This window comes from Streptomyces sp. HPF1205 (genome assembly GCF_020400825.1).
In the GTDB taxonomy this organism is placed as follows: Bacteria; Actinomycetota; Actinomycetes; order Streptomycetales; family Streptomycetaceae; genus Actinacidiphila.
Genome location: NZ_JAINVH010000057.1, coordinates 1 through 22,085, shown reverse-complemented (window position 1 = coordinate 22,085; position 22,085 = coordinate 1). Strand labels below are relative to the sequence as shown.

The following is a 22,085-nucleotide window of genomic DNA, read 5'->3' as shown; positions in this document are numbered from 1 at the left end:
TGTCGAGCCCGCTCGCTCGCCCGAGGGATCGAACAGTCCCTCCACGTCCCAACCCCGGTCCACGGGGAACCCGGACACCGCGTCCACCCCCGACACCACCAGCTCCCACAAGTCCTCCGCCGACCCCACCCCACCCGGATACCGGCACCCCACCCCCACGATCACGATCGGGTCGTCCTCGGTGCCGGTCCCGGTGCCGCTGCCCGTGCCGGACGCGGTGGCGGTGGTGGTGGCGGGCCGGGCGGAACCGGCCCCGTCGGGGGCGCCCAGCAGTTCGGTGCGCAGGTGCCGCACGACGTCCTCGGTCGTGGGGTGGTCGAAGACGAGGGTCGCGGGGAGCCGGGTGCCGGTGGCCTCACTGAGCCGGTCGCACAGTTCGACGCCGCTGAGGGAGTCGAAGCCGAGTTCCTTGAACGTGCGGGTGACGTCGACGGCGTCCGCGTCGGCGTATCCCATGACCGCCGCGACCTGGGTCCGTACGAGGTCGTCGAGCATCCGCCCGGCACCGGCCGGGGGCGACGCGGCCAGGCGTGCCGCGAAGCCGGCGGCCGGGGCGGCCGGCGCGGTGGGCTCGGTCGCCGCGGCGGCGGGCGGGGGCACCGGCTCCGCCATGGGCGCCGGCTCCGCGGGGGGCGCCGGCCGGTCGGCCGCGGCCGCGGTCAGCCAGTGCGAGGTGCGCTGGAAGGGGTAGGTGGGCAACTCGACGCGGCGCCCGGCCCGGCCGGCGACGGTCTTGTCCCAGTCGACGCGGACCCCGCGGACGTGGAGTTCGGCGAGCGCGCGCAGCAAGGTGGGCACCTCGGGCCGGGAGCGGCGGGCGGTGGCGGGGAAGGCGGCGGCCGGAACGTGTTCGGCGGGCAGGCAGTCGCGGCCCATCGCGGCGAGGACGGCGTCGGGGCCGACCTCCAGGAAGCTGCGGGCGCCGGCGTGGGCAAGTGCCGTGACGCCGTCGTGGAAGCGGACGCCGTCGCGGGCGTGGCGCACCCAGTGATCCGGAAGCGCGATCTCCCGTGGGTCCGCGAGCAGGCCGGTGAGGTTGGACACGACGGGGATGCGCGGCGCGTGGTAGGACAGGGCGGCCGCGACGTCCCGGAACGCGTCGAGCACCGGTTCCATGTGCGGGGAGTGGAAGGCGTGGCTCACCCGCAGCCGTTTGGTCTTGCGGCCGGCCTGCCGCCACCGGTCGGCGACGGCCAGTACGGCGGCCTCGTCACCGGCCACGACCGTGGCCGCCGGACCGTTGAGCGCGGCGATCGACACCCGGTCGGTCAGGGCGGCGAGTTCGGGCAGCAGTTCGGCCTCGGACGCCTGGACGGACACCATGGCACCGCGGGCCGGAAGTGCCTGCATCAGCCGTCCACGGGCGGCGACCAGGGCCGCGGCGTCGTCCAGCGACAGCACGCCCGCCGCGTGCGCGGCGGCCAGTTCGCCCACGGAGTGCCCCATCACGAAGGCGGGTGCGACGCCGAAGTGCTCCAGCAGCCGGAACATCGCGGTCTCGTAAGCGAACAGCGCGGGCTGTGTCCAGCCGGTGGTGTCGAGCAGCGCGGCCTCGGGCGTGTCCTCGGCGGCGAACATCACCTCGCGCAGCGGTCGTTCGAGGTGCGGGTCCAGCGCCGCGAACGCGGCGTCGAGCCCCTGGGCGAACGCCGGGTAGGTCCCGTACAGCTCGCGGCCCATGCCGGGGCGCTGGCTGCCCTGGCCGGTGAACAGGAAGGCGAGGCCGCCCGGCCGGACGCGGCCGGTGACGGCGCGGGGGCCGCCGGCCCCGCCGGCGAGGGCGTGCAGCGCGGCGAGCGCGTCGTCGCGGCCGTCGGCGAGGAGGAGGGCGCGGTGCTCGAAGTGGGTGCGAGTGGTGGCCAAGGAGTGCGCCACGTCGTCCAGGCGCAGTCCCGGTCGCCCGGTGAGGTGGTCGTACAGCGCCGCGGCCTGGGCGGCGAGGGCGGCGGGGGTGCGGGCGGAGACCGGGAGGGGGGTGGGAGCCGAGCGGGCGGGGGCCGCGGTGGCGGGGGAGCCGGCGGCCGTGGCCGGATCGGGAGTCCAGTCGGCCAGCACGAGGTGGCAGTTGGTGCCTCCCATCCCGAACGAGCTGATGCCGGCGTAGAGGGGGCCGTCCCCGGGTGCGGTGAGGGGGGTGAGGCGGTCGTTGACGGCGAGGCCGAGGTCGTCCAGGGGGATGGCGGGGTTGGGCGATTCGAAGTTGAGGCTCGGGACGAGGGTGCGTTCCCTCAGACACAGCACCGTCTTGATCAGTCCGGCGATACCGGCGGCGCCCTCCAGGTGACCGATGCCGGTCTTGGCGGAGCCGGTGAGCAGCGGCCGCGCGCCGGGCCGGCCGGCACCACTGCCGAGGACGGCGCCGAGCGCGGCGGCCTCCACGGGATCGCCGAGGGGAGTGCCGGTGCCGTGCAGTTCCACGAAGCGGACCGCGGCCGGGTCCACACCGGCCCGCCGGTAGGCGCGCCGCAGCACCTCCTCCTGCGCGGCCCCGTGAGGAGCGGTGAGGTTCCGGCCGCCGCCGTCGTTGTTGACGGCGCCGCCGCGGATCACGGCGTGTACGCGGTCGCCGTCGGCCAGGGCACGCCTCAGGGTCTTCAGAACGACGAGGCCGCCTCCCTCACCGCGTACGTAACCGTCGGCCCGGGCGTCGAAGGCGTACGTGGTACCGGTCGGCGAGAGCGCGCCGAACCGCTCGGCCACGGTGAAGCCTTCCGGGGCCAGGGCGAGGCTGACCCCGCCGGCCAGCGCCGCCGAGCAGTCGCCGCGCAGCAGGCTCTCGCAGGCGAAGCGCACGGCCACCAGCGAGGAGGACTGGCCGCTGTCCACGACGACGCTGGGGCCGCGCAGCCCGAGGACGTAGGAGATCCGGTTGGCGATGATGCCGCGGCTGACGCCCGTGATGGTGTGGTGGGTGACGGCGTCCGGGCCCTGCTGCTGGGTGAGCCGGGCGTAGTCGTCCCACATGGCTCCGATGTAGACGGCGGTGTCGCCGTCGCGCAGGGCCGCGGGGACGATGCCCGCGTTCTCCAGCGCCTCCCACGCCAGTTCCAGCGCGAGCCGTTGCTGGGGGTCGGCGGCCGCCGCCTCCCGCGGGGTGATGCCGAAGAACTCGGCGTCGAACCGGTCGACGCCGTCGAGGAAACCCGCGGGCCGCGGCACGCTGCCCGCGGGCAGGCCGGGACGGCCGCCGGGCACAGTGGCGGACACGGCGCTGCGGCCCTCCGTCAGCAGCCGCCAGTAGGCCGCCGGTCCGGGAGCACCCGGAAAACGGCAGGACAGCCCGACGACAGCGATCGGTTCGTCCCGCTCCGCGGAGGTGGCGGGGGCGACGCTGGACCCAGGTGCAGTGGCCATGGGAAGGCTCTTCCTTTCGGCGGCAGCGCACGGCGCGGTGACGCTCACGAGTGACCGCGGTGGGCTCGGCGAGAACTCTCAGGTGCGGGTGCGGGTGCGGGTGCGGGTGCGGGTGCGCGCGCGTGTGCGGGCGCGCCGGCGGCAGGTGCCCCGCGGTGCGCGGGCTCGGGGTGCGGGGGTGCGGACGCGCGTGAACGTGCGCGGCGTCAGGGGGTGCAGGGGTCCAGGACTGTCAGGGGTTCAGGGCCGTCAGGGATATCAGGGGTGTCAGGGGTATTCGTAGAAGCCGCGGCCGGACTTCCTGCCCAGCAGACCGGCCTCCACCATGCGCAGCAGCAGCGGTGGCGGCGCGTACAGCGGCTCCTTGAACTCCGCGTACATGGCTGCCGCGATGGAGGCGGTCGTGTCGAGGCCGATGTGGTCCGCCAGCCGCAGCGGGCCCATGGGATGGGAGCAGCCCTGGACCATGCCCTGGTCGACGGTCTCGGCGGAGACGATTCCCGCGTCGACCATGCGGACGGCGGACAGCAGGTACGGGAAGAGCAGGGCGTTGACGACGAAACCCGCCCGGTCGGGAACGCTGATGGGCTGCTTGCCGAGGGCCCCGGACACGAACTCCAGAGCGCGGGCGCTGACGGCGGGGTCGGTCAGGACGGAACCGGCGACCTCCACGAGCGGCAGCGCGTGCACGGGATTGAAGAAGTGCATGCCGACGACCCGGGAGGGCCGGGTGGTGGCCCGGGCCAGCCGCGCGATCGGCAGCGAGGAGGTGTTGGAGGCGAGGATCGCGTCGGGGCCCTGGACGATCTTGTCGAGCGTACTGAAGAGCCCCAGCTTGAGCTGCTCGTCCTCCTTGACCGCCTCGATGACGACATCGCGGTCCGCCAGCGCGTTCAGGTCGGTGGTGAAGGTGACCCGGCTCAGTGCCTCGTCGCGTTCCCCCGGTGTCAGCTTTCCCTTGCCGACCCCGCGGTCCAGTGAGCGGGCCAGCCGCCCGGGTCCGGCGGCCAGCGACGCCTCGGAGGAGACGGCCACGACGACGTCCAGGCCGTGCGTGGCACACAGTTCGGCGATGCCGGCGCCCATGATGCCGCTGCCGACGACACCGACCCGCTGCGCCGCGGTGCCGTACGCCGGGGTGGACACCGGCTCGGTCCCGGTCGCGGTCATGAGGCCCTGCCTTCCCGCGCGTCGTGGGCGGCCCGCGCCGCCGGGCCGTCACCGGCTCCCCAGGTGAGCAGCGACGCCCCGATGGACATGCCGCCGCCGAACCCGGCGAGCAGCACCAGTTCCCCGGGCCGCAGGGCACCCGCGCGGTGCGCCTCGTCGAGGGCGACGGCCACCGACGCGCTGCCCACGTTGCCGTACTTGTGCAGTGGGCGGTGGGTGCGGGCACGCCGCAGGCCGGCGCGTTCGGCGACTTCGTCGATCAGGACACCGTTGGCCTGATGGGGTACGAAGTGGTCGACGCCGGACAGGTCGTGACCGGTCCGGTCGGCCAGCGCCCGGAGGGCGGCGGGGACGTTGTCGACGACGAAGTCGCGCACCCCGCGGCCGTCCATGCGGAAGAAGTGGCCGCCCTCGGCGACGGTTCCGGCCGTGGCCGGGTTGCGGCTGCCGCCGGCCTCCACCCGAATGAGGTGGTGGGCGTCGCCGCGGCTGTGCAGGTCGATGCCGATGATGCCGTACGGTTCCGGCACCGCGCCGACGACGGCGGCGCCGGCCCCGTCGGCGAACAGCACGGCCGTCTTGCGGTCGTCGAAGTCGATGATGCGCGAGTAGAGGTCCGCGCCTATCACCAGCACCAGCGCGGCCGGTTCGACGGTGACCAGGCTGCGGGCGAGTGCGAGCGCGTAGACGAAGCCGCTGCACACGACGTTGACGTCGAAGCAGGCCGCGGCGTCGGCACCGAGCCGGTGCTGCACCAGGCTGGACGTCGGGGGCTGCGGGAAGTCTCCGGTGGAGGTGGCGACGATGAGGTAGTCGACCTGGTCGGCGGTCAGCCCGGCCTGTTCGAGGGCGGCGGCGCCGGCCGACGCCGCCAGGTCGGAGGTCGCTTCGTGCGGGGCGGCGTACCGTCGCGAGCGGATCTGCGTCTTGCGTTCGATCCATTCGGCGGTGACTCCGACGCGCTCTGCCACCTCCTCGTTGCTGACCTCCAGCTTGGGCAGGTAGGAGCCGGTGGACAGGATTCCGACGCGCACTTCGGTCACGGTCGGCCCACTCCTTCCAGGACGGGGGACGGCAGCGGCCGGTCCGGTACGCCGGCGCCGCGCAGGAGGTTGATCCGCTCCTCGCCGATCCTGGCGCGGGTCTTCCGGTCGGTGACGCCGAGGCCCTCCCGCGGCGCCATGCACAGCACCCCGACCTTGCCGATGTGCTGATTGCGCTGGACCAGCCGGGTCGCCTCGCCGACCTCGCTCAGCGGATAGACGGCCGAGACGGCGGGCGACAGCAGCCCGAGCCCGAACAGCCGGTTGCACTCGGCCTGTTCCTGGAGGTTGGCGGCATGACAGCCCACGATCCGCTTCAGGTTCATCCACAGGTAGCGGTTGTCGAAGTGATGGTCGTAGCCGGTACTGGATCCGCAGGTCACGACCATGCCGCCCTTGCGGACGACGAAGACGGAGATGCCGAAGGTGGCACGCCCGATGTAGTCGAAGACGACGTGGGGGTCCTCGCCGACCTGCCGGCGGATCTCCCGGCCGAGGCGCTTGCCCGCGTCGATGGTGTCCTGCGGGCTGAGCGGGGCGTCGCCGTCGATGCCGATCTCGGTACGGTCGATGACGATGTCGCAGCCCAGCCGGCGCAGCACCTCCGCCTTGTACGCCGAACCGACCACGCCCACCGGGATGCCCCCGGCGTTCTTCACCAGCTGCACGGCATAGGCGCCCAGGCCGCCGGTGGCGCCCCAGATGAGGACGATGTCGCCCTGCTTGATGCGGGCACCGTTCTCGCTGACCAGCATGCGGTACGAGGTGGTGGCCGTCAGCAGCACACTTGCCGCCTCCTCCCAGGTGAGGTGGGACGGCTTGGGCAGCAACTGGCTCGCGCGGACCACGGCGTAGTGCGCCAGGCCGCCGAAGTTGGTCTCGTAGCCCCAGATGCGCTGTTCACCGCCGAGCATCGCGTCCGCGTGCGTGGCCGGTTCCTGCTCGTCGACCTGGACGCAGGAGACGACCACGTGGTCACCGGTCCGCCAGCGCCGTACGCCCGCGCCCGTGCGCACGACGACACCGGCCCCGTCCGAGCCGAGCACCTGGTACGGCCGGTCGTGGCGGGCGGCGAACCCGCCCTGCCGGCCGTACCGCTTGAGGAACTCGAACGTCGGCACCGGTGCGAAGGTCGCCGACCACACGGTGTTGTAGTTGATGGAGCTGGCCATGACGGCCACCAGCACCTCGTCGGGCGCGAGGTCGGGCATCGGCACCGGGCCGACACGCAGCGAGCGGCGGACGTCCTTGTCCTCGGCGTCCCCGAACATGCCCACGTCCTCGGCGCGCAGGTGCGCGGCCAGGTAGGTGCCGGGCAGCTCCAGCCGTTCCAGTTCCGCCGCATCCGCTCCTGCGAGCAGCGCTTCGGCTAACGAGTCCATGGCTCCCCTTCTCGACAAGTACGGTGGCAGCCGGGGCATGCGGACAGACATCCGTCAGGGTGCGGGAGGGGCGCGTCCGCCGATCGGGAGTGGATGCCGGTCACCGCGGCGCTGCGGCGGGGCGCAGAAGGCCGGGAACCGCTCGCCGACCCCGGGCGACAGAAACGCTACGCACGCGCACAGGCGGTCACCACCCTTAAACGCCCCCTACGGCCAAACCCCACCTCAAGGCGCCGCCCGCCCCAGAAACCCCGCTCCTGCCGGCCGCTGTGGTGGGGTGAGGCGGGGTACGGGACGTGCACGGTCCCTCGCCCAGGGCTGGGGGCGTCCAGGATGGCGCCGGCCGCCGTTCACGTTCATAATTCGCGCGAACTCGCCCGCCGTGCCGTCGGCATCGCCCTCCACCGGCGCGATCGACGAACCGCGCTCCCGAGCCGGAAGCCGGCGCCCGGGACTTCGGATCACCAGGTGACCGGCAACGACTGCAGGCCGCGGAAGACGAGTTCCGGCACGTAGGTGAGCTCGGACTCGTCAACGGCGAGGCGCAGTCCCGGATACCGTTTCACCACGGACCCGATCGCCACCCGCATCTCCCGGCGGGCCAGCATCGCGCCGAGGCAGAAGTGCGGCCCGTGCCCGAAGGCGAGGTGCGCCGCCGGTCCTTCGCGTGTGATGTCGAAGCGGCCGGGATCCGGGTACACACCGGGGTCGCGGTTGGCCGCGACGACGACCGGCAACACCGGTTCGCCCGCCCCCAGCTCGATGCCCTCCAACTCGACGGGCCCGGTCGTGACCCGGACCTCGGCCGAGGTGAAAAGCCTGCTGTAGCGCAGTAGTTCCTCGACCGCGGGTCCGATCAGGTCCGGCGAGCTCCGCAGCAGCGCGAGTTGGTCCGGGTGGCGCAGCAGGGTCAGCAACGAGTTGCCCAGCTGGTTGACGGTCGTCTCGTGGCCGGCGATGAGCAGGCCCTCCAGGTTGGCCAGCAACTCGGGTTCGGTGAGGTGGTCGCCCTCGTCGTTGGCGGCGACCATCGCCGAGATCAATCCGCTGTCCGGCCTCGCCCGCTTCTGACGCACCAGGTCGGCGAGCCAGTCCTGCATCTCGCCCTGCGCGGCCCGCAGCTCGTCCGCGGTGATGTCCGTGACGAACAGCCGCCTGGTCCACCCGCGGATGGCCTCCGCCTCGGAGTAGGGCACGCCGAGCAGCTCGCAGATGACCATCAACGGCAGTGGAGCGCAGAGACCCGCCACAAGATCCGCCGTAGGACCGAGGGAGTCGAGCAAGGAGTCCACAATGGACTGCACACGTGGTTCGAGCTGATCGACCATGCGTGGGCTGAACGCCTGCGCCATCAGCTTGCGCAGGCGACCGTGGCGCTCGCCGTCCAGGCTGGAGACCAGTAACGGGTCGGCGGCGACGGACAGTTTCAGCGGGCTGCCCGGAAGTGTGGCCGCCTCCCGGCTGAACCGGCTGTCGCTCAGAACCTGGCGCACCGCCTGGTAGGAAAGGGCGAGCCAGACCTCTGCCGGACCCATCGTCGCGAGGACGACCGGAGCCTGTGCGAGCAGAGCCTCGGCTTCGGGCTCGTTGTCGAGGTGGCGTGGTGTGGTGAACGGGAACGTGGCTCGCATCGCTGCCTCCTGACTGGATGCCACCAGGGGCGGGCACCGGACGCCGATCGCTGAGCCAGGTCCGGTGCACGCATTGGTGACAGCTGGGGTTTCATGCCGCCGGGGGGTGGCGCTTCGTGGTCGTCCCGCGGTCGACGGGGGTCGAACGGTTCGGCCGCAGTTGCCGCCGCCGGCGGCGGTGGCGGGATCGCCCGATCCGGTCGTCGATCGCCGCGCGCGGTGCTCCGGGTGGCCGGACGACGGCCGAGGACGTTCTCTTCCGCGAGTGCGAATGGGGATTCTATGGCGCCCTCACCGGCGGCGTCGACAGTGCCCAGGAACACGGCCGTGAACCCGGACATGAACCCGGACATGAACCCGGCACGTTGCGCCGGTTACGCGGCGACAATACCGCCGGCAACAACGCCGAAACATCCTCGCCCTTAGGGTCCTTCCCGCCACAGGACGGATTTCGCCACGGTGTCTTTGCTGTGCAGGCATGTGACGTTGTGAAGTGCCTTGTTTGAGACAGCCTTCGCCTGGCCTATGGCGATGGCGTCGGGCATGCTGCCATGCTCGTCTGCACGGCAGGCCGATCATCGCCGCCCCTTCGCACAGCTCACCAGCGCGTTTTCCTCAAAGATCGCCAAAGCTGTCGCTCGCGAGAACCGTTCGATCGATCCAGGCACCCTAAGCGCGGTCGAGTCCGGGTTCGGACAGGACCGGGTCGCCGGGCTGCCCCGCGCGCTCGAGAATCCGGCCGCGAACGCGGCCGGAGCCGCACCGTCGGGACTGCTGCGGAAACACCCCGCCTTCCTTCATTTCCCCGGCTCACGAGGTGTCGATGTGATGCGTTTCCCCTTGGATTCGGACGCCGATCGTGTCGCTGTCGTCGGAATGGCGGGCAGGTTTCCGAAAGCCCCGGATCCGGAGGCGTTCTGGCGACTGCTGTGCGACGGGGCCGACGCGATCACCGCGCCGCCCGCGGGCCGGCAGGGCGTGCGGCACGGCGGCTACCTGGACCGGGTGGACGGCTTCGACGCGGCGTTCTTCGGTGTGTCCCCTCGTGAGGCCGCCGCCATGGACCCGCAGCAGCGGCTCATGCTCGAACTCGCCTGGGAGGCCCTGGAGGACGCCCGGATCGTGCCGAGCACGCTGACGGGCGGCCCGACGGGGGTGTTCGTCGGGTCGATGTGGGACGACTACACGTCCCTGGCCCACCCCCGCCACATCACGCCGCACACGCTGACCGGTATCAACCGGGGCGTCATCGCCAACCGCGTTTCACACTTCCTCGGTGTGCGCGGACCGAGCATGACGGTCGACACCGCCCAGTCGTCGGCGCTGGTCGCGGTGCACCTGGCGGTCGAGAGCCTGCGCCGTGGCGAGTCGGCGCTCGCGCTGGCCGGCGGGGTGAACCTCAACCTGACCGCCGCCCGCGAGGAGGGCGCGGCGGAGTTCGGCGGCCTGTCCCCCGACGACCGCTGCTACACCTTCGACGCTCGGGCCAACGGCTTCGTCCGCGGCGAGGGCGGCGCCTTCCTCGTCCTCAAACCGCTGGCCCAGGCGCTGGCCGACGGGGATCGCGTCTACGGCGTCGTCCGGGGCAGCGCGGTCAACAACGACGGCGCCACACGGAGCCTGACCGTGCCCAGCGCGCAGGCCCAGGAACAGGTCATCCGCGCGGCACTGGCCCGCGCCGGCGTGCGTCCCGCGGACGTGCAGTACGTGGAACTGCACGGCACCGGCACCGCCGTCGGCGACCCCATCGAGGCCGCCGCCCTCGCTGCGGCCTACCGCGACCCGGCCGAGGCGGACCCGGCCGCGCCGGGCGACGCCGAGGGCGGCCCCGACAGCGCCCTGCGGGTCGGGTCCGCCAAGACGAACGTCGGCCACCTGGGAGGCGCCGCGGGCATCGTCGGTCTGCTCAAGGCCGTCCTCAGCGTGTACCACCGCGCACTGCCGCCGAGCCTGAACTACGAAACCCCCAACCCCGACATCCCGCTCGACGCGCTGGCGCTGCGGGTCCAGACCGCTCTGACCCCCTGGCCGCGGCCGGACGCGCCCCTGCTCGCCGGCGTGTCGTCGTTCGGCATGGGCGGCACCAACGCGCACGTGATCGTCGAGCAGGCGCCCGTTCCGGCCGCGCCGCGGGCCCGGCGGCCCGCCCCCCGAGCCCGGCCGACGCCCTGGATCGTCACGGCGAGGACCAAGCGGGCCCTGCGCGCGCAGATCGAGCGCCTGCGCGAACACGTGCGCAGCCACCCGGACCTGACCGGCGCGGAGGTCGCACACGCGCTGGCCACCACCAGAACCCGTTTCGCGCACCGCGCGGTCCTGCTCGACTCCGCCGAGGTCGCCGCCGGACGGGCCGGCACTCCGGGACGTACCGTCTTCGTGTTCCCCGGCCAGGGCGCGCAGTGGGCCGGCATGGGCCGGGAACTGTACGCCGCGTACCCCGTCTTCCGGGCCGCCATGGACGAGTGCGCCGAGGCCCTGGCCCCGTACACCGACTGGTCCCTGGCCGATGTCCTGGACGGCGCCCCGCTCGACCGTGTGGACGTCGTTCAGCCCGCGCTGTTCGCGGTGATGGTGTCCCTGGCGGCGCTGTGGCGCTCCTTCGGTGCCGAGCCCGACGCGGTCGTCGGGCACTCGCAGGGCGAGATCGCCGCGGCATACGTCGCGGGCGCGCTGTCGCTGTCCGACGCGGCCCGGATCGTGGCACTGCGCAGCCGCGCGCTGGTGGCGCTGACCGGTGAGGGCGGCATGGTGTCCATGGCGCTGCCCGCCGAGCGGGCCGAGGACTACGTGTCGCGCTGGGGCGGCGCGCTGACGGTCGCCGTGGTCAACGCCACCGGCTCGGTCGTGGTGTCCGGCGACACGCGGGCCCTGTCCGAACTGGTCGGGTCCTGCGCCGCGGACGGTGTCCGCGCCCGCGTCGTCCCGGTGGACTACGCCTCCCATTCCGTGCACGTCGAGGCGATCCGCGAGCGGCTGCTCACCGAACTGGACGGTGTACGGCCGCTGCGGGGCACCATCCCGTACTACTCCGCGGTCACCGGCGGCCTCCTCGACGACACCACGCGGCTCGACGCCGGCTACTGGTACCGCAACCTGCGCGAACCGGTCCGCTTCGACCTGGCCACGGCCGCACTGCTGGCGGACGGGCACGACGTCGTGGTCGAGGTCAGCCCGCACCCGGTGCTGCTGCCCGCCGTCGAACAGACCCGTGAGCAGACCGGCGTGCCCGGCGTCGCCACCGGCACGCTGGGCCGTGACCGGGGCGGGCCGGACACCTTCCTGACCGCACTGTCCCGGCTGTTCGTGGCGGGCGTGCCGGTCGACTGGTCCCCGGCCGTTCCCGAGACCGAGCCGGTCGACCTGCCCACGTACGCCTTCCAGCGCCGCTCGTACTGGCTGCCCGAAGCGACAGCCGGGCAGAGCGGACGGACCCCGGCCGGCCCGCGGACGCAGCCGGCGCGGACCGCCGCGCCCGGCCGGCCGGACGGCGGTTCGGACAGGGCCGACCCGGAATCGGGCGACCCGCACAGCGGCGACCCGGTCGACGCGGCCGCCGTGGTCACCGCGCAGATCGCGCTCGTGCTGGGCCACGAGGACCCCGCGGACATCGATCCCGCGCTCACCTTCAAGGATCTCGGCTTCGACTCCGTCACCGGGCTGGAACTGCGCAACCGCCTGGCCGGCGCGCTGGACCGGCAGCTCCCCGCCGGCCTCGTCTTCGACCACCCGACGCCCGCGGAGCTGATCGACTGGCTGCGCACCGGCCCCGGCGACCGGCCGGCCCCCGCCGCCGAGGCCGTCGACGACGACCCGGTCGTCATCGTCGGCATGGGCTGCCGCTTCCCCGGCGGGGTGGCCTCGCCGGACGACCTGTGGCGGCTGGTCGCGCAGGGCGTCGACGCGATCGGCGACTTCCCCGACGACCGCGGCTGGGACCTGGGCGGCCTGTACGACCCGAAACTGCGCGGTGCGGGCACCACGTACACCACCCGGGGCGGGTTCCTGGAGGCGGTGGCCGGCTTCGACGCGCCGTTCTTCGGGATCTCGCCCCGCGAGGCGCTCGCCATGGACCCGCAGCAGCGGCTCGTGCTGGAGACCGCCTGGGAGACCTTCGAGCACGCCGGGATCGACCCGACCGCACTGCGCGGCAGCCGGACCGGTGTGTTCGCCGGCGTCTGGTCGTCCGGCTACGCGACCGGGCCGGGCCTGCCGGAGGACTTGGAGGGCTACCTGTTCACCGGCACCGCGAACAGCGTCACGTCCGGCCGCGTCGCCTACCACCTCGGGCTGCGCGGTCCGGCGCTCTCAGTGGACACCGCGTGCTCGTCGTCCCTGGTCGCGGTCCACCTGGCCGTCCAGGCCCTGCGCGCGGGCGAGTGCTCGCTGGCGCTCGCCGGCGGTGTCACGATCATGGCGACACCGCTGGGCTTCACCGAGTTCTCCCGCCAGCACGGCCTGGCGGCGGACGGTCGCAGCAAGCCCTTCGCCGCCGCGGCCGACGGCACGAGCTGGGCCGAGGGCGCCGGCCTGGTACTGCTGGAGCGCTTGTCCGACGCCCGCCGCAACGGACACGAGGTGCTGGCGCTGGTGCGGGGTTCGGCGGTCAACCAGGACGGGGCCTCCAATGGGTTGACCGCGCCCAACGGCCCTTCGCAGGAGCGGGTGATCCGTCAGGCGCTGGCGAATGCCGGGTTGTCGGCGGTGGACGTGGACGCGGTGGAGGCGCACGGTACGGGCACGACGCTCGGCGATCCGATCGAGGCGCAGGCGCTGCTGGCGACGTACGGGCAGGGTCGGGGTGAGCCGTTGTGGTTGGGGTCGGTGAAGTCGAACATCGGTCACACCCAGGCGGCGGCGGGTGTGGCGGGTGTGATCAAGATGGTGATGGCGATGCGGCACGGGCAGTTGCCGCGGACCCTCCACGTGGACGCGCCCACGCCGCACGTCGACTGGGCCTCGGGCGGCGTCCGCCTGCTGACCGAACCGGTCGCCTGGCCCGGAAGCGGGCGACCGCGGCGGGCCGCCGTCTCCGCCTTCGGCATCAGCGGCACCAACGCCCATGTGATCCTCGAACAGTCCCCCGACCCCGACCCCGACCCCGGCCACCTTCCCGACCCCGCCGGCCGGGCCGCCCCCACCGTGTGGCTGCTGTCCGCGAAGACCGACGCGGCGCTGCGCGCCCAGGCCGAGCGGCTGCACGCGTACGCGACCGCCCACCCCGACGTCCCGGCCGCCGCGATCAGCCGCGCACTGGCCGCCCGCACCCGGTTCCCGCACCGGGCAGCGGCGGTCGGCGCCGACCGGGACGAACTGCTGTCCGGGCTGGCAGCGCTCCCGCCGGGCCTGCCGGCCCGTACCGGCGGGACCGTGTTCGTCTTCCCCGGACAGGGGGCGCAGTGGCCGGGCATGGGCCGTGACTTGTACGAGCAGTCCGAGGTCTTCCGGGACGCGATCGACGCGTGCGCCGCCGCCCTGTCGCCGTACACCGACTGGTCGCTGGTCGACGAACTGCGCCACGGCTCGTTGGAGCGGGTGGATGTGGTGCAGCCGGTGCTGTTCGCGGTGATGGTGGGGTTGGCGGAGTTGTGGCGTGCTCATGGTGTGGGGCCGGATGCGGTGGTGGGGCATTCGCAGGGGGAGATCGCGGCGGCGTATGTGGCGGGGGCGTTGTCGTTGGAGGATGCCGCGAAGGTGGTCGCCCTGCGCAGCAAGGCCCTGGTCGTCCTGGCCGGACACGGCGGCATGGTGTCGGTCGCGCTGTCCGCGGACGACGCCGCCGGCTATCTGGGTCCCTGGGGCGACCGGGTCACCGTCGCGGTGGTCAACTCCGCCTCGGCCGTGGTGGTGTCCGGCGACCGCGGGGCGCTGGACGAACTGCTGGCGGCCTGTGCCAGGGACGGTGTGCGCGCCCGCGTGATCCCCGTCGACTACGCCGCCCACTCCGTCCAGGTCGAGGCGGTCCGCGAGCAGCTTCTGGCCGACCTGGCCGGCGTCACGCCCCGCCCGTCGGCGATCCCGTTCTACTCCACGGTGACCGGCGAGCCGGTCGACACCTCCGCTCTCGACGCGGGCTACTGGTACCGCAACCTCCGCGAACCGGTACGGTTCGACCTGGCCACCGCCCGGCTGACCGCCGACGGCCACGAGGTGTTCGTCGAAGTCAGCCCGCACCCGGTACTCGTGCCCGCGCTGGATGCCGCCGCCACCGGAACCCTGCGCCGCGACCACGGCGGCCTCACCGAGTTCCTGGCCGCGGCCGGACGCCTCTACGCCGCCGGGGCCGACGTCAACTGGACTGCGGTCCTGCCCCGCACCGCACCCAGGGCGAACCTGCCCACGTACCCTTTCCAGCGCGAGCCCTACTGGGTGACCGCGACCCCGCCGGCGCCTCGCGAGGACTGGCGGTACGAGGTGGTGTGGGCGCCGACGAGCGGCACGGCGGCCCCGGTGGACCCGGCCCGCTGGCTCGTCCTGGCCACGACCGGCCACCCGTGGGCCGAGGCCCTGCGGGAACGGGGCTTCGCGGTGGCCGACACCTGGGACGCCCGGCCCGGGCCGGACGGTGTGCTGTCGCTGCTGGCGCTGGACGAGGAGCCGCACCCCGACCACCCGGTGCTCCCGGCGGGCCTGGTCCGCACCCTGGACCTGGTCCGCACCCTGGACCCGGAGCGGACACCGGCAGTCCCGCTGTGGTGCGCGACCAGCGGCGCCGTGAGCACCTCGGGCACCGACCCGGTCACCAGCCCCGCCCAGGCCCTGGCGTGGGGCACCGGCCTGTCCGCGGCGCTGGAGTTCCCGCAGGGCTGGGGCGGGCTGGTCGACCTTCCCGCCGTGCCCGACGAGGAGAGCGTGAGCGCGCTGCTCGGCGTGCTCGCCGGCACGGGCGAGGACCAAGTGGCGATCCGCGGCACCCGGTGCTTCGCCAGGCGGCTGCGCCGCAAGGCCGCACGCCCGGCCGCGCGGACCTGGCGGCCGAGAGGGACGGTGCTCGTCACCGGCGGCACCGGCGCCCTCGGCGGACACGTGGCCCGCCGTCTCGCGCGACAGGGCGCGGAGCACATCGTGCTGGCCTCCCGCCGCGGCCCCGACGCGCCAGGCGCGGCCGGTCTGCGCGACGAACTGGAGGCGGCCGGGGCGCGGGTGACCGTCGCGGCGTGCGACGTGGCCGACCGGGACGCCCTGCGGGACCTCGTCGAGCGCGTCGGCGACATCCGCGCGGTCTTCCACACCGCCGGCGTGATCAGGGCGACCAGGCTGGCCGACACGACACCGGCGCGGTTCGCCGAGGTCGTCGCGGCCAAGGTCGCCGGGGCGGCGAACCTGGCGCAACTCCTGCCGGACCTCGACGCCTTCGTCCTGTTCTCCTCCACCGCGGGCGTGTGGGGCGACGGCCACGGCGCGGCCTACGCCGCCGGCAACGCCTTCCTCGACGCCCTGGCCGCCCGGCACCGCGCCCAGGGCCGCGCCACGACCTCCGTCGCGTGGGGCATCTGGGCCGAAGGCGGCATGGCGGCCCTGGAATCCGTGCAGCGCCAGCGCACCCTCCTCGGCCTCGGCGAACTGGACCCGGGCCGGGCACTCGACGCGCTGCAGGACGTCCTCGACCACGACGAGGCCCTCGCGGTCGTCACCGAGGTCGACTGGGCGCAGTTCGCCCGCGCCTACACCCACACCCGGCCGAGCCGGCTGCTGCGGGACCTGCCCGAGACGCACAGCCGGCCGCAGGCCCCCCGCCCCGCGCCCGCCGGCGCCCGCACCGACCTGCTGGAGCTGATCACCACCCAGGCCGCCGCGGTGCTGGGACACGCCACCGCCGGGCGGCTCGACCCCCGGCAGGCGTTCAAGGACCTGGGCTTCGACTCGCTGACCTCGGTGGAACTGCGCAACCGCCTGACCGCCGCGCTCGGGGTGAAACTGCCCGCAACCCTCGTCTTCGACCATCCCACCCCGGCACGCCTGGCCGCCCACCTGTCCGGTGAGCAGGCCGCGCCGCAGGCCCCGGCGGCGGCCGCGACGGACGAGCCGATCGCGGTCATCGGCATGGGCTGCCGTTTCCCCGGCGGCGTCGGCACCCCCGAGGACCTGTGGCGGCTGGTCGCGGACGGCGTGGACGCGATCGGCGGCTTCCCGGCCGACCGGGGATGGGACACCGACCGCCTCTACGACCCGACCGGAAGCCGCCCCCGCACGTCGAACACGTCCCAGGGCGGCTTCCTCGACGCCGCCGGCGACTTCGACGCCGCGTTCTTCGGGATCTCGCCCCGCGAGGCGCTCGCCATGGACCCGCAGCAGCGCGTCCTGCTGGAGACCGCGTGGGAGACCGTCGAGTACGCCGGCATCGACCCGACCGCGCTGGAGGGCACACCCACCGGCGTGTTCACCGGCATCTGGTCCACCGGCTACGCCACCGGGCCCGTCCCCGACGACCTGGAGGGCTACCAGGTCACCGGTACCGCGTCGAGCGTGGGGTCCGGCCGGCTGGCGTACCAGTTGGGCCTGCTCGGCCCGGCACTGTCCCTGGACACCGGCTGCTCGTCGTCCCTGGTGGCCCTGCACCTGGCCGCACAGGCGCTGCGTTCGGGAGAATGCTCCCTCGCCCTGGCCGGCGGCGTCACCGTCAACGCCGCACCCACATTGTTCACCGAGATGTCCCGGCAGGGGGCGAGCGCACCCGACGGTCGCAGCAAGTCCTTCGCCGCGGCGGCCGACGGGGCGGGCTGGGCCGAGGGCGCCGGCCTGGTACTGCTGGAACGCCTGTCAGACGCCCGCCGCAACGGACACGAGGTGCTGGCGGTCGTCCGGGGCTCCGCCACCAACCAGGACGGTGCCTCCAACGGCCTGACCGCGCCCAACGGCCCTTCGCAGGAGCGGGTGATCCGTCAGGCGCTGGCGAATGCCGGGTTGTCGGCGGTGGACGTGGACGCGGTGGAGGCGCACGGTACGGGCACGACGCTCGGCGATCCCATTGAGGCGCAGGCGCTGCTGGCGACGTACGGGCAGGGGCGGGGTCGGGGTGAGCCGTTGTGGCTGGGTTCGGTGAAGTCGAACATCGGCCACACCCAGGCGGCGGCGGGCGCGGCGGGTGTGATCAAGATGGTGATGGCGATGCGGCACGGGCAGTTGCCGCGGACCCTCCACGTGGACAAGCCCACGCCGCACGTCGACTGGGCCTCGGGCGGCGTCCGCCTGCTGACCGAACCGGTCGCCTGGCCCGGAACCGGGCGACCGCGGCGGGCCGCCGTCTCCGCCTTCGGCATCAGCGGCACCAACGCCCATGTGATCCTCGAACAGCCCGCCGAGGCCGACGCGACCCGACCCTCCCCCCGGGGCCGCGCCGACGACCGGGTCCTCTGGCCGTTGTCGGCCAGGTCCGAAGCGGCGTTGCGGGACCAGGCGCGCCGGCTGCGTGCCTTCACCGCCGCACATCCGGAGGTGACTGCGGCGGCGGTCGGGGGCGCGCTGGCCGCCCGTACGGTGTTCGAGCACCGGGCGGTGGTGGTGGGCACGGCCGCGGCGCTCGACGTCCTGGCCGAGGGCGGCACGGTGCCGGGCCTGGTGACCGGGGTGGCCCGTCCGGTGGGTCGGCGGGTGTTCGTGTTTCCGGGGCAGGGTGCGCAGTGGGTGGGGATGGGTGGGGAGTTGTACGGGTCGGAGCCGGTGTTCCGGGACGTGATCGATGCCTGCGCGGCTGCCTTGTCCCCGTATACGGATTGGTCGTTGGTGGAGGTGCTGACCGGTCACGGCTCGTTGGAGCGGGTGGATGTGGTGCAGCCGGTGTTGTTCGCGGTGATGGTGGGGCTGGCGGAGTTGTGGCGTGCTCATGGTGTGGGGCCGGATGCGGTGGTGGGGCATTCGCAGGGGGAGATCGCGGCGGCGTATGTGGCCGGGGCGTTGTCGTTGGAGGATGCCGCGAAGGTGGTCGCCCTGCGCAGCAAGGCCCTGGTCGTCCTGGCCGGACACGGCGGCATGGTGTCGGTCGCGCTGTCCGCGGACGACGCCGCCGGCTATCTGGGTCCCTGGGGCGACCGGGTCACTGTCGCGGTGGTCAACTCCGCCTCGACGGTGGTGGTGTCCGGCGACCGCGGGGCGCTGGACGAACTGCTGGCGGCCTGTGCCAGGGACGGTGTACGCGCCCGCGCGATCCCCGTCGATTACGCCGCCCACTCCGTCCAGGTCGAGGCGGTCCGCGAGCAGCTTCTGGCCGACCTGGCCGATGTCACGCCCCGCCCGTCGGAGATCCCGTTCTACTCCACGGTCACCGGCGAGCCGGCCGACACCTCCGCTCTCGACGCGGGCTACTGGTACCGCAACCTCCGCGAACCCGTACGGTTCGACCTGGCCACCGCCCGGCTGACCGCCGACGGCCACGAGGTGTTCGTCGAAGTCAGCCCGCACCCGGTGCTGGTGCAGGACCTGGACGGCGTGGCCACCGGCACCCTGCGCCGCGACCACGGCGCCATCGGGGAATTCCACACCGCCCTGGCCCGCCTCCACGTCCAGGGCGTCGCCGTGACCTGGCCGCACGCCCGCCCACACGGCGTCAGGCTGCCGCGTTACGCCTTCCAGCGCAGCACCTACTGGCTCACCCCCGCGGCCGGCGACCACGGCACCGGGCACCCGCTGGCGGGCAGCACCGTCGAACTGCCCGACGGGAGCACCGTGCACAGCGGCCGCGTCTCCACCCGCACCCACCCCTGGCTGGCCGACCACGCCGTCGACGGCACGGTCCTGCTGCCGGGCACCGCCTTCCTCGAACTCGCCACCCTGGCCGGCGGGACCCTCGACGACCTCGTCCTGCACCTGCCCCTCGCGCTCTCGGACACACCGACGGACATCCAGGTCGCGGTCGGCGCCCCGGACGACGCCGGCCGCAGACCTGTCACCGTGCACTCCAAGGGCGGCGACGGCTGGGTCCGCCATGCCTCCGGAACCCTCGGCGGCCAGGTGACGGCCGGACGCGTCGACTGGCCCCCGAGGAACGCCGAACCCGTGGACCCCGAAGGGTTCTACGCCTTCCTCGCCGGACTCGGATACCAGTACGGACCCGCGTTCCAGGGCGTGCGGGAGTTGTGGCAGGGCGAGGACGAACTGTACGCCGAGGTGTCCGTCCCCGACGGCGCCCGCTTCGGCACGCACCCCGCGCTCCTGGACGCCGCACTCCAGCCGCTGATCCTGCTCGGCCCCGACACCCGGATCCGGCTGCCGTTCTCCTTCTCCGGTGTCGCCGTGCACACCACCGGTGTGTCGTCCGCCCGGGTCCACCTGGCCCGCACGGGCCCGGACACCTACCGCGCGACACTGACCGACCTGTCCGGCAACCCGGTCGCGGACATCGCCGCGCTGACCGTCCGCCCGTCCACCGGGGCCCGGGCCGCGGTGCTGCACACCCAGTGGGTGCCCCTCACCGCGAGCGCACCGACCGAGGTGGTGCCGAGCCCGGTACTCACCGCGGACGCCGACGCGGACTCCGTGCACGCGCTCACCCAGCGGGCTCGCGCACTCGTCCAGGACTTCCTGGCGGAGCGGCCGGAGCGGGCGGGCGCGCGCCTCGCCGTCCTCACCCGCGGTGTGGCGGGAGCGGCAGTACGCGGCCTGGTCCGCAGCGCCGCCGCCGAGCACCCCGGCCGGTTCGTCCTGGTCGACATGGGCGACGCGTCCGAGCAGGACGCGGTCCGGGCCGCCATGACAGCCGGCGACGAACCCGAACTGGCCCTGCGCCGGGAAGGCGTCCTCGTACCGCGGCAGGCCAGGTACGCGCCGGAACTGACCGCCCCCGACGGCGCGTACCGGCTGAGCGAGTCCGGCACCGGACAACTGGACGACCTGGCCCTGCTGCCCTGGCACGAGGCCGCGCCGGCACCGGGACAGGTACGGGTCGCCGTACGAGCGGCCGGCCTGAACTTCCGCGACGTGCTCATCACCCTCGGCATGTACCCGGACCGGCCCCCGTTGGGCGGCGAAGGGGCCGGCACCGTCCTCGACGTCGGTCCCGGCGTCACGGCCTGGCGGCCCGGCGACCGCGTCATGGGAATGATGCCCGGCGCCTTCGGGCCGCGCGCGGTCGCCGACCACCGGCTCCTGGCGGCGATCCCCGACGGCTGGAGCTTCACCACGGCGGCGTCGGTGCCCATCGCGTTCACCACCGCCTGGTACGCGCTGTTCGACCTCGGCGAACTCCGCCCCGGCGACCGGGTCCTGGTCCACTCCGGCGCGGGCGGGGTCGGCATGGCCGCCATCCAGCTGGCCCTGAACAGCGGTGCGGAGGTCTTCGCCACCGCGAGCCCCGCCAAGTGGGACACCCTGCGCAGCCTCGGACTGGCGGACGACCACATCGGTTCGTCCCGCGACACCCGGTTCGCCGACCGGTTCCCGGCCATGGACGTCGTCCTCAACTCGCTCGCGGGAGAACTCACCGACGCCTCCCTGCGGCTGCTCGCCGACGGCGGACGCTTCGTCGAGCTGGGCAAGACGGACGTCCGCTCACCCGAGGGCCTCATCTACCGGGCCTTCGACCTCAACGACGTCGACCCCGCGCGGCAGGGCGACATCCTGTCCCGGGTCGTGGCGATGGTCGCCGACGGGACGCTGGAGCCGCTGCCGGTCACCGCCTCGGACCTCCGCCAGGCCGTCGCCTCCTTCCGCCTGATGAGCCAGGCCGGCCACACCGGCAAGATCGTCCTCAACGTCCCCGGGCCGATCGACCCCGACGGCACCGTGCTGATCACCGGCGGCACCGGCACCCTCGGCCGGGCCGTCGCCCGGCACCTGGTGTCCCGCTACGGAGTACGGCACCTGCTGCTCGTCAGCCGCGGCGGCGGCGCGGTGCCGCACCTGGAGCCGTATGGGGACGTCGACGTGCGGGTCGCGGCCTGCGACGTCGCGGACCGGGACGCGCTGGCGGCCGTCCTGGCCTCCATCCCGGCCGGGCATCCGCTCACCGCCGTCGTCCACGCGGCCGGCGTGCTCGACGACACCGTCGTGGAACGGCTGACCGCCGAGCAGCTCGACCGGGTGCTGCGCCCCAAGGTCGACGGCGCCTGGCACCTGCACGAGCTGACCCGCGAGCACCACCTCGCCGCCTTCGTGCTGTTCTCCGCGGCCGCGGGCGTACTCGGCAACGCCGGCCAGGCCGGCTACGCGGCCGCCAACTCCTACCTCGACGCCCTCGCCGCACACCGGCAGACCCTCGGACTGCCCGCCGTGTCGATGGCCTGGGGCTACTGGGAGCAGGAGAGCGGCATGACCGCCCACCTCACCGCGGCCGACCGCGAACGCCTCGCCCGCAAGGGCATCCGCCCCATCAGTACGGAACGGGCCCTGGCCATGTTCGACACCGCGCTGGCCGCCGGACGTCCCGCGCTGACCACCGCGGACCTCTCGATGCCGCAGACCCTGCCGACACCCAAGGCCCCCGCGTCGGACCTGCTGTCCCTGGTCACCGCCCACACCGCAACCGTCCTCGGCCACTCCGACGCCGCCGCGATCGCCCCCGGACTCGCTTTCCG

General features: G+C 73.8%; 6 protein-coding genes. 1 reads left to right on the top strand and 5 read right to left on the bottom strand.

Going from position 1 to position 22,085, the window contains the following annotated elements; all coding sequences use genetic code 11:
* From K7G61_RS34620 to K7G61_RS34600, 5 genes are all read right to left on the bottom strand, one after another.
* A partial coding sequence (locus K7G61_RS34620; RefSeq protein WP_225851129.1) for a type I polyketide synthase occupies positions 1-3,354 on the bottom strand: 3,354 nt, incomplete at its 3' end.
* A 267-nt stretch (positions 3,355-3,621) separates the two neighbouring features.
* The gene (locus tag K7G61_RS34615; RefSeq protein ID WP_225851128.1) at positions 3,622-4,524 is read right to left on the bottom strand and encodes a 3-hydroxybutyryl-CoA dehydrogenase; all 903 of its coding nucleotides are present in this window, start codon (positions 4,522-4,524) and stop codon (positions 3,622-3,624) included.
* On the bottom strand, positions 4,521-5,567 hold the full coding sequence (locus tag K7G61_RS34610) for a 3-oxoacyl-ACP synthase III family protein (RefSeq protein WP_225851127.1): 1,047 nt from the start codon (positions 5,565-5,567) through the stop codon (positions 4,521-4,523). The genes K7G61_RS34615 and K7G61_RS34610 overlap by 4 nt, the downstream gene beginning before the upstream one ends.
* Positions 5,564-6,949, bottom strand: a complete 1,386-nt coding sequence (ccrA, locus tag K7G61_RS34605; RefSeq protein WP_225851126.1) for a crotonyl-CoA carboxylase/reductase — start codon at positions 6,947-6,949, stop codon at positions 5,564-5,566. Before ccrA ends, K7G61_RS34610 begins: the two co-directional genes overlap by 4 nt.
* A gap of 461 nt (positions 6,950-7,410) precedes the next feature.
* Entirely contained in the window at positions 7,411-8,580 is a 1,170-nt protein-coding gene (locus K7G61_RS34600) for a cytochrome P450 (RefSeq protein ID WP_225851125.1), read from the bottom strand.
* Positions 8,581-9,456: 876 nt separating this feature from the next.
* On the opposite strand from K7G61_RS34600, the gene K7G61_RS34595 reads away from it, so the two are divergent.
* On the top strand, positions 9,457-22,085 hold a 12,629-nt coding region (locus K7G61_RS34595; RefSeq protein WP_263985220.1), incomplete at its 3' end, for a type I polyketide synthase.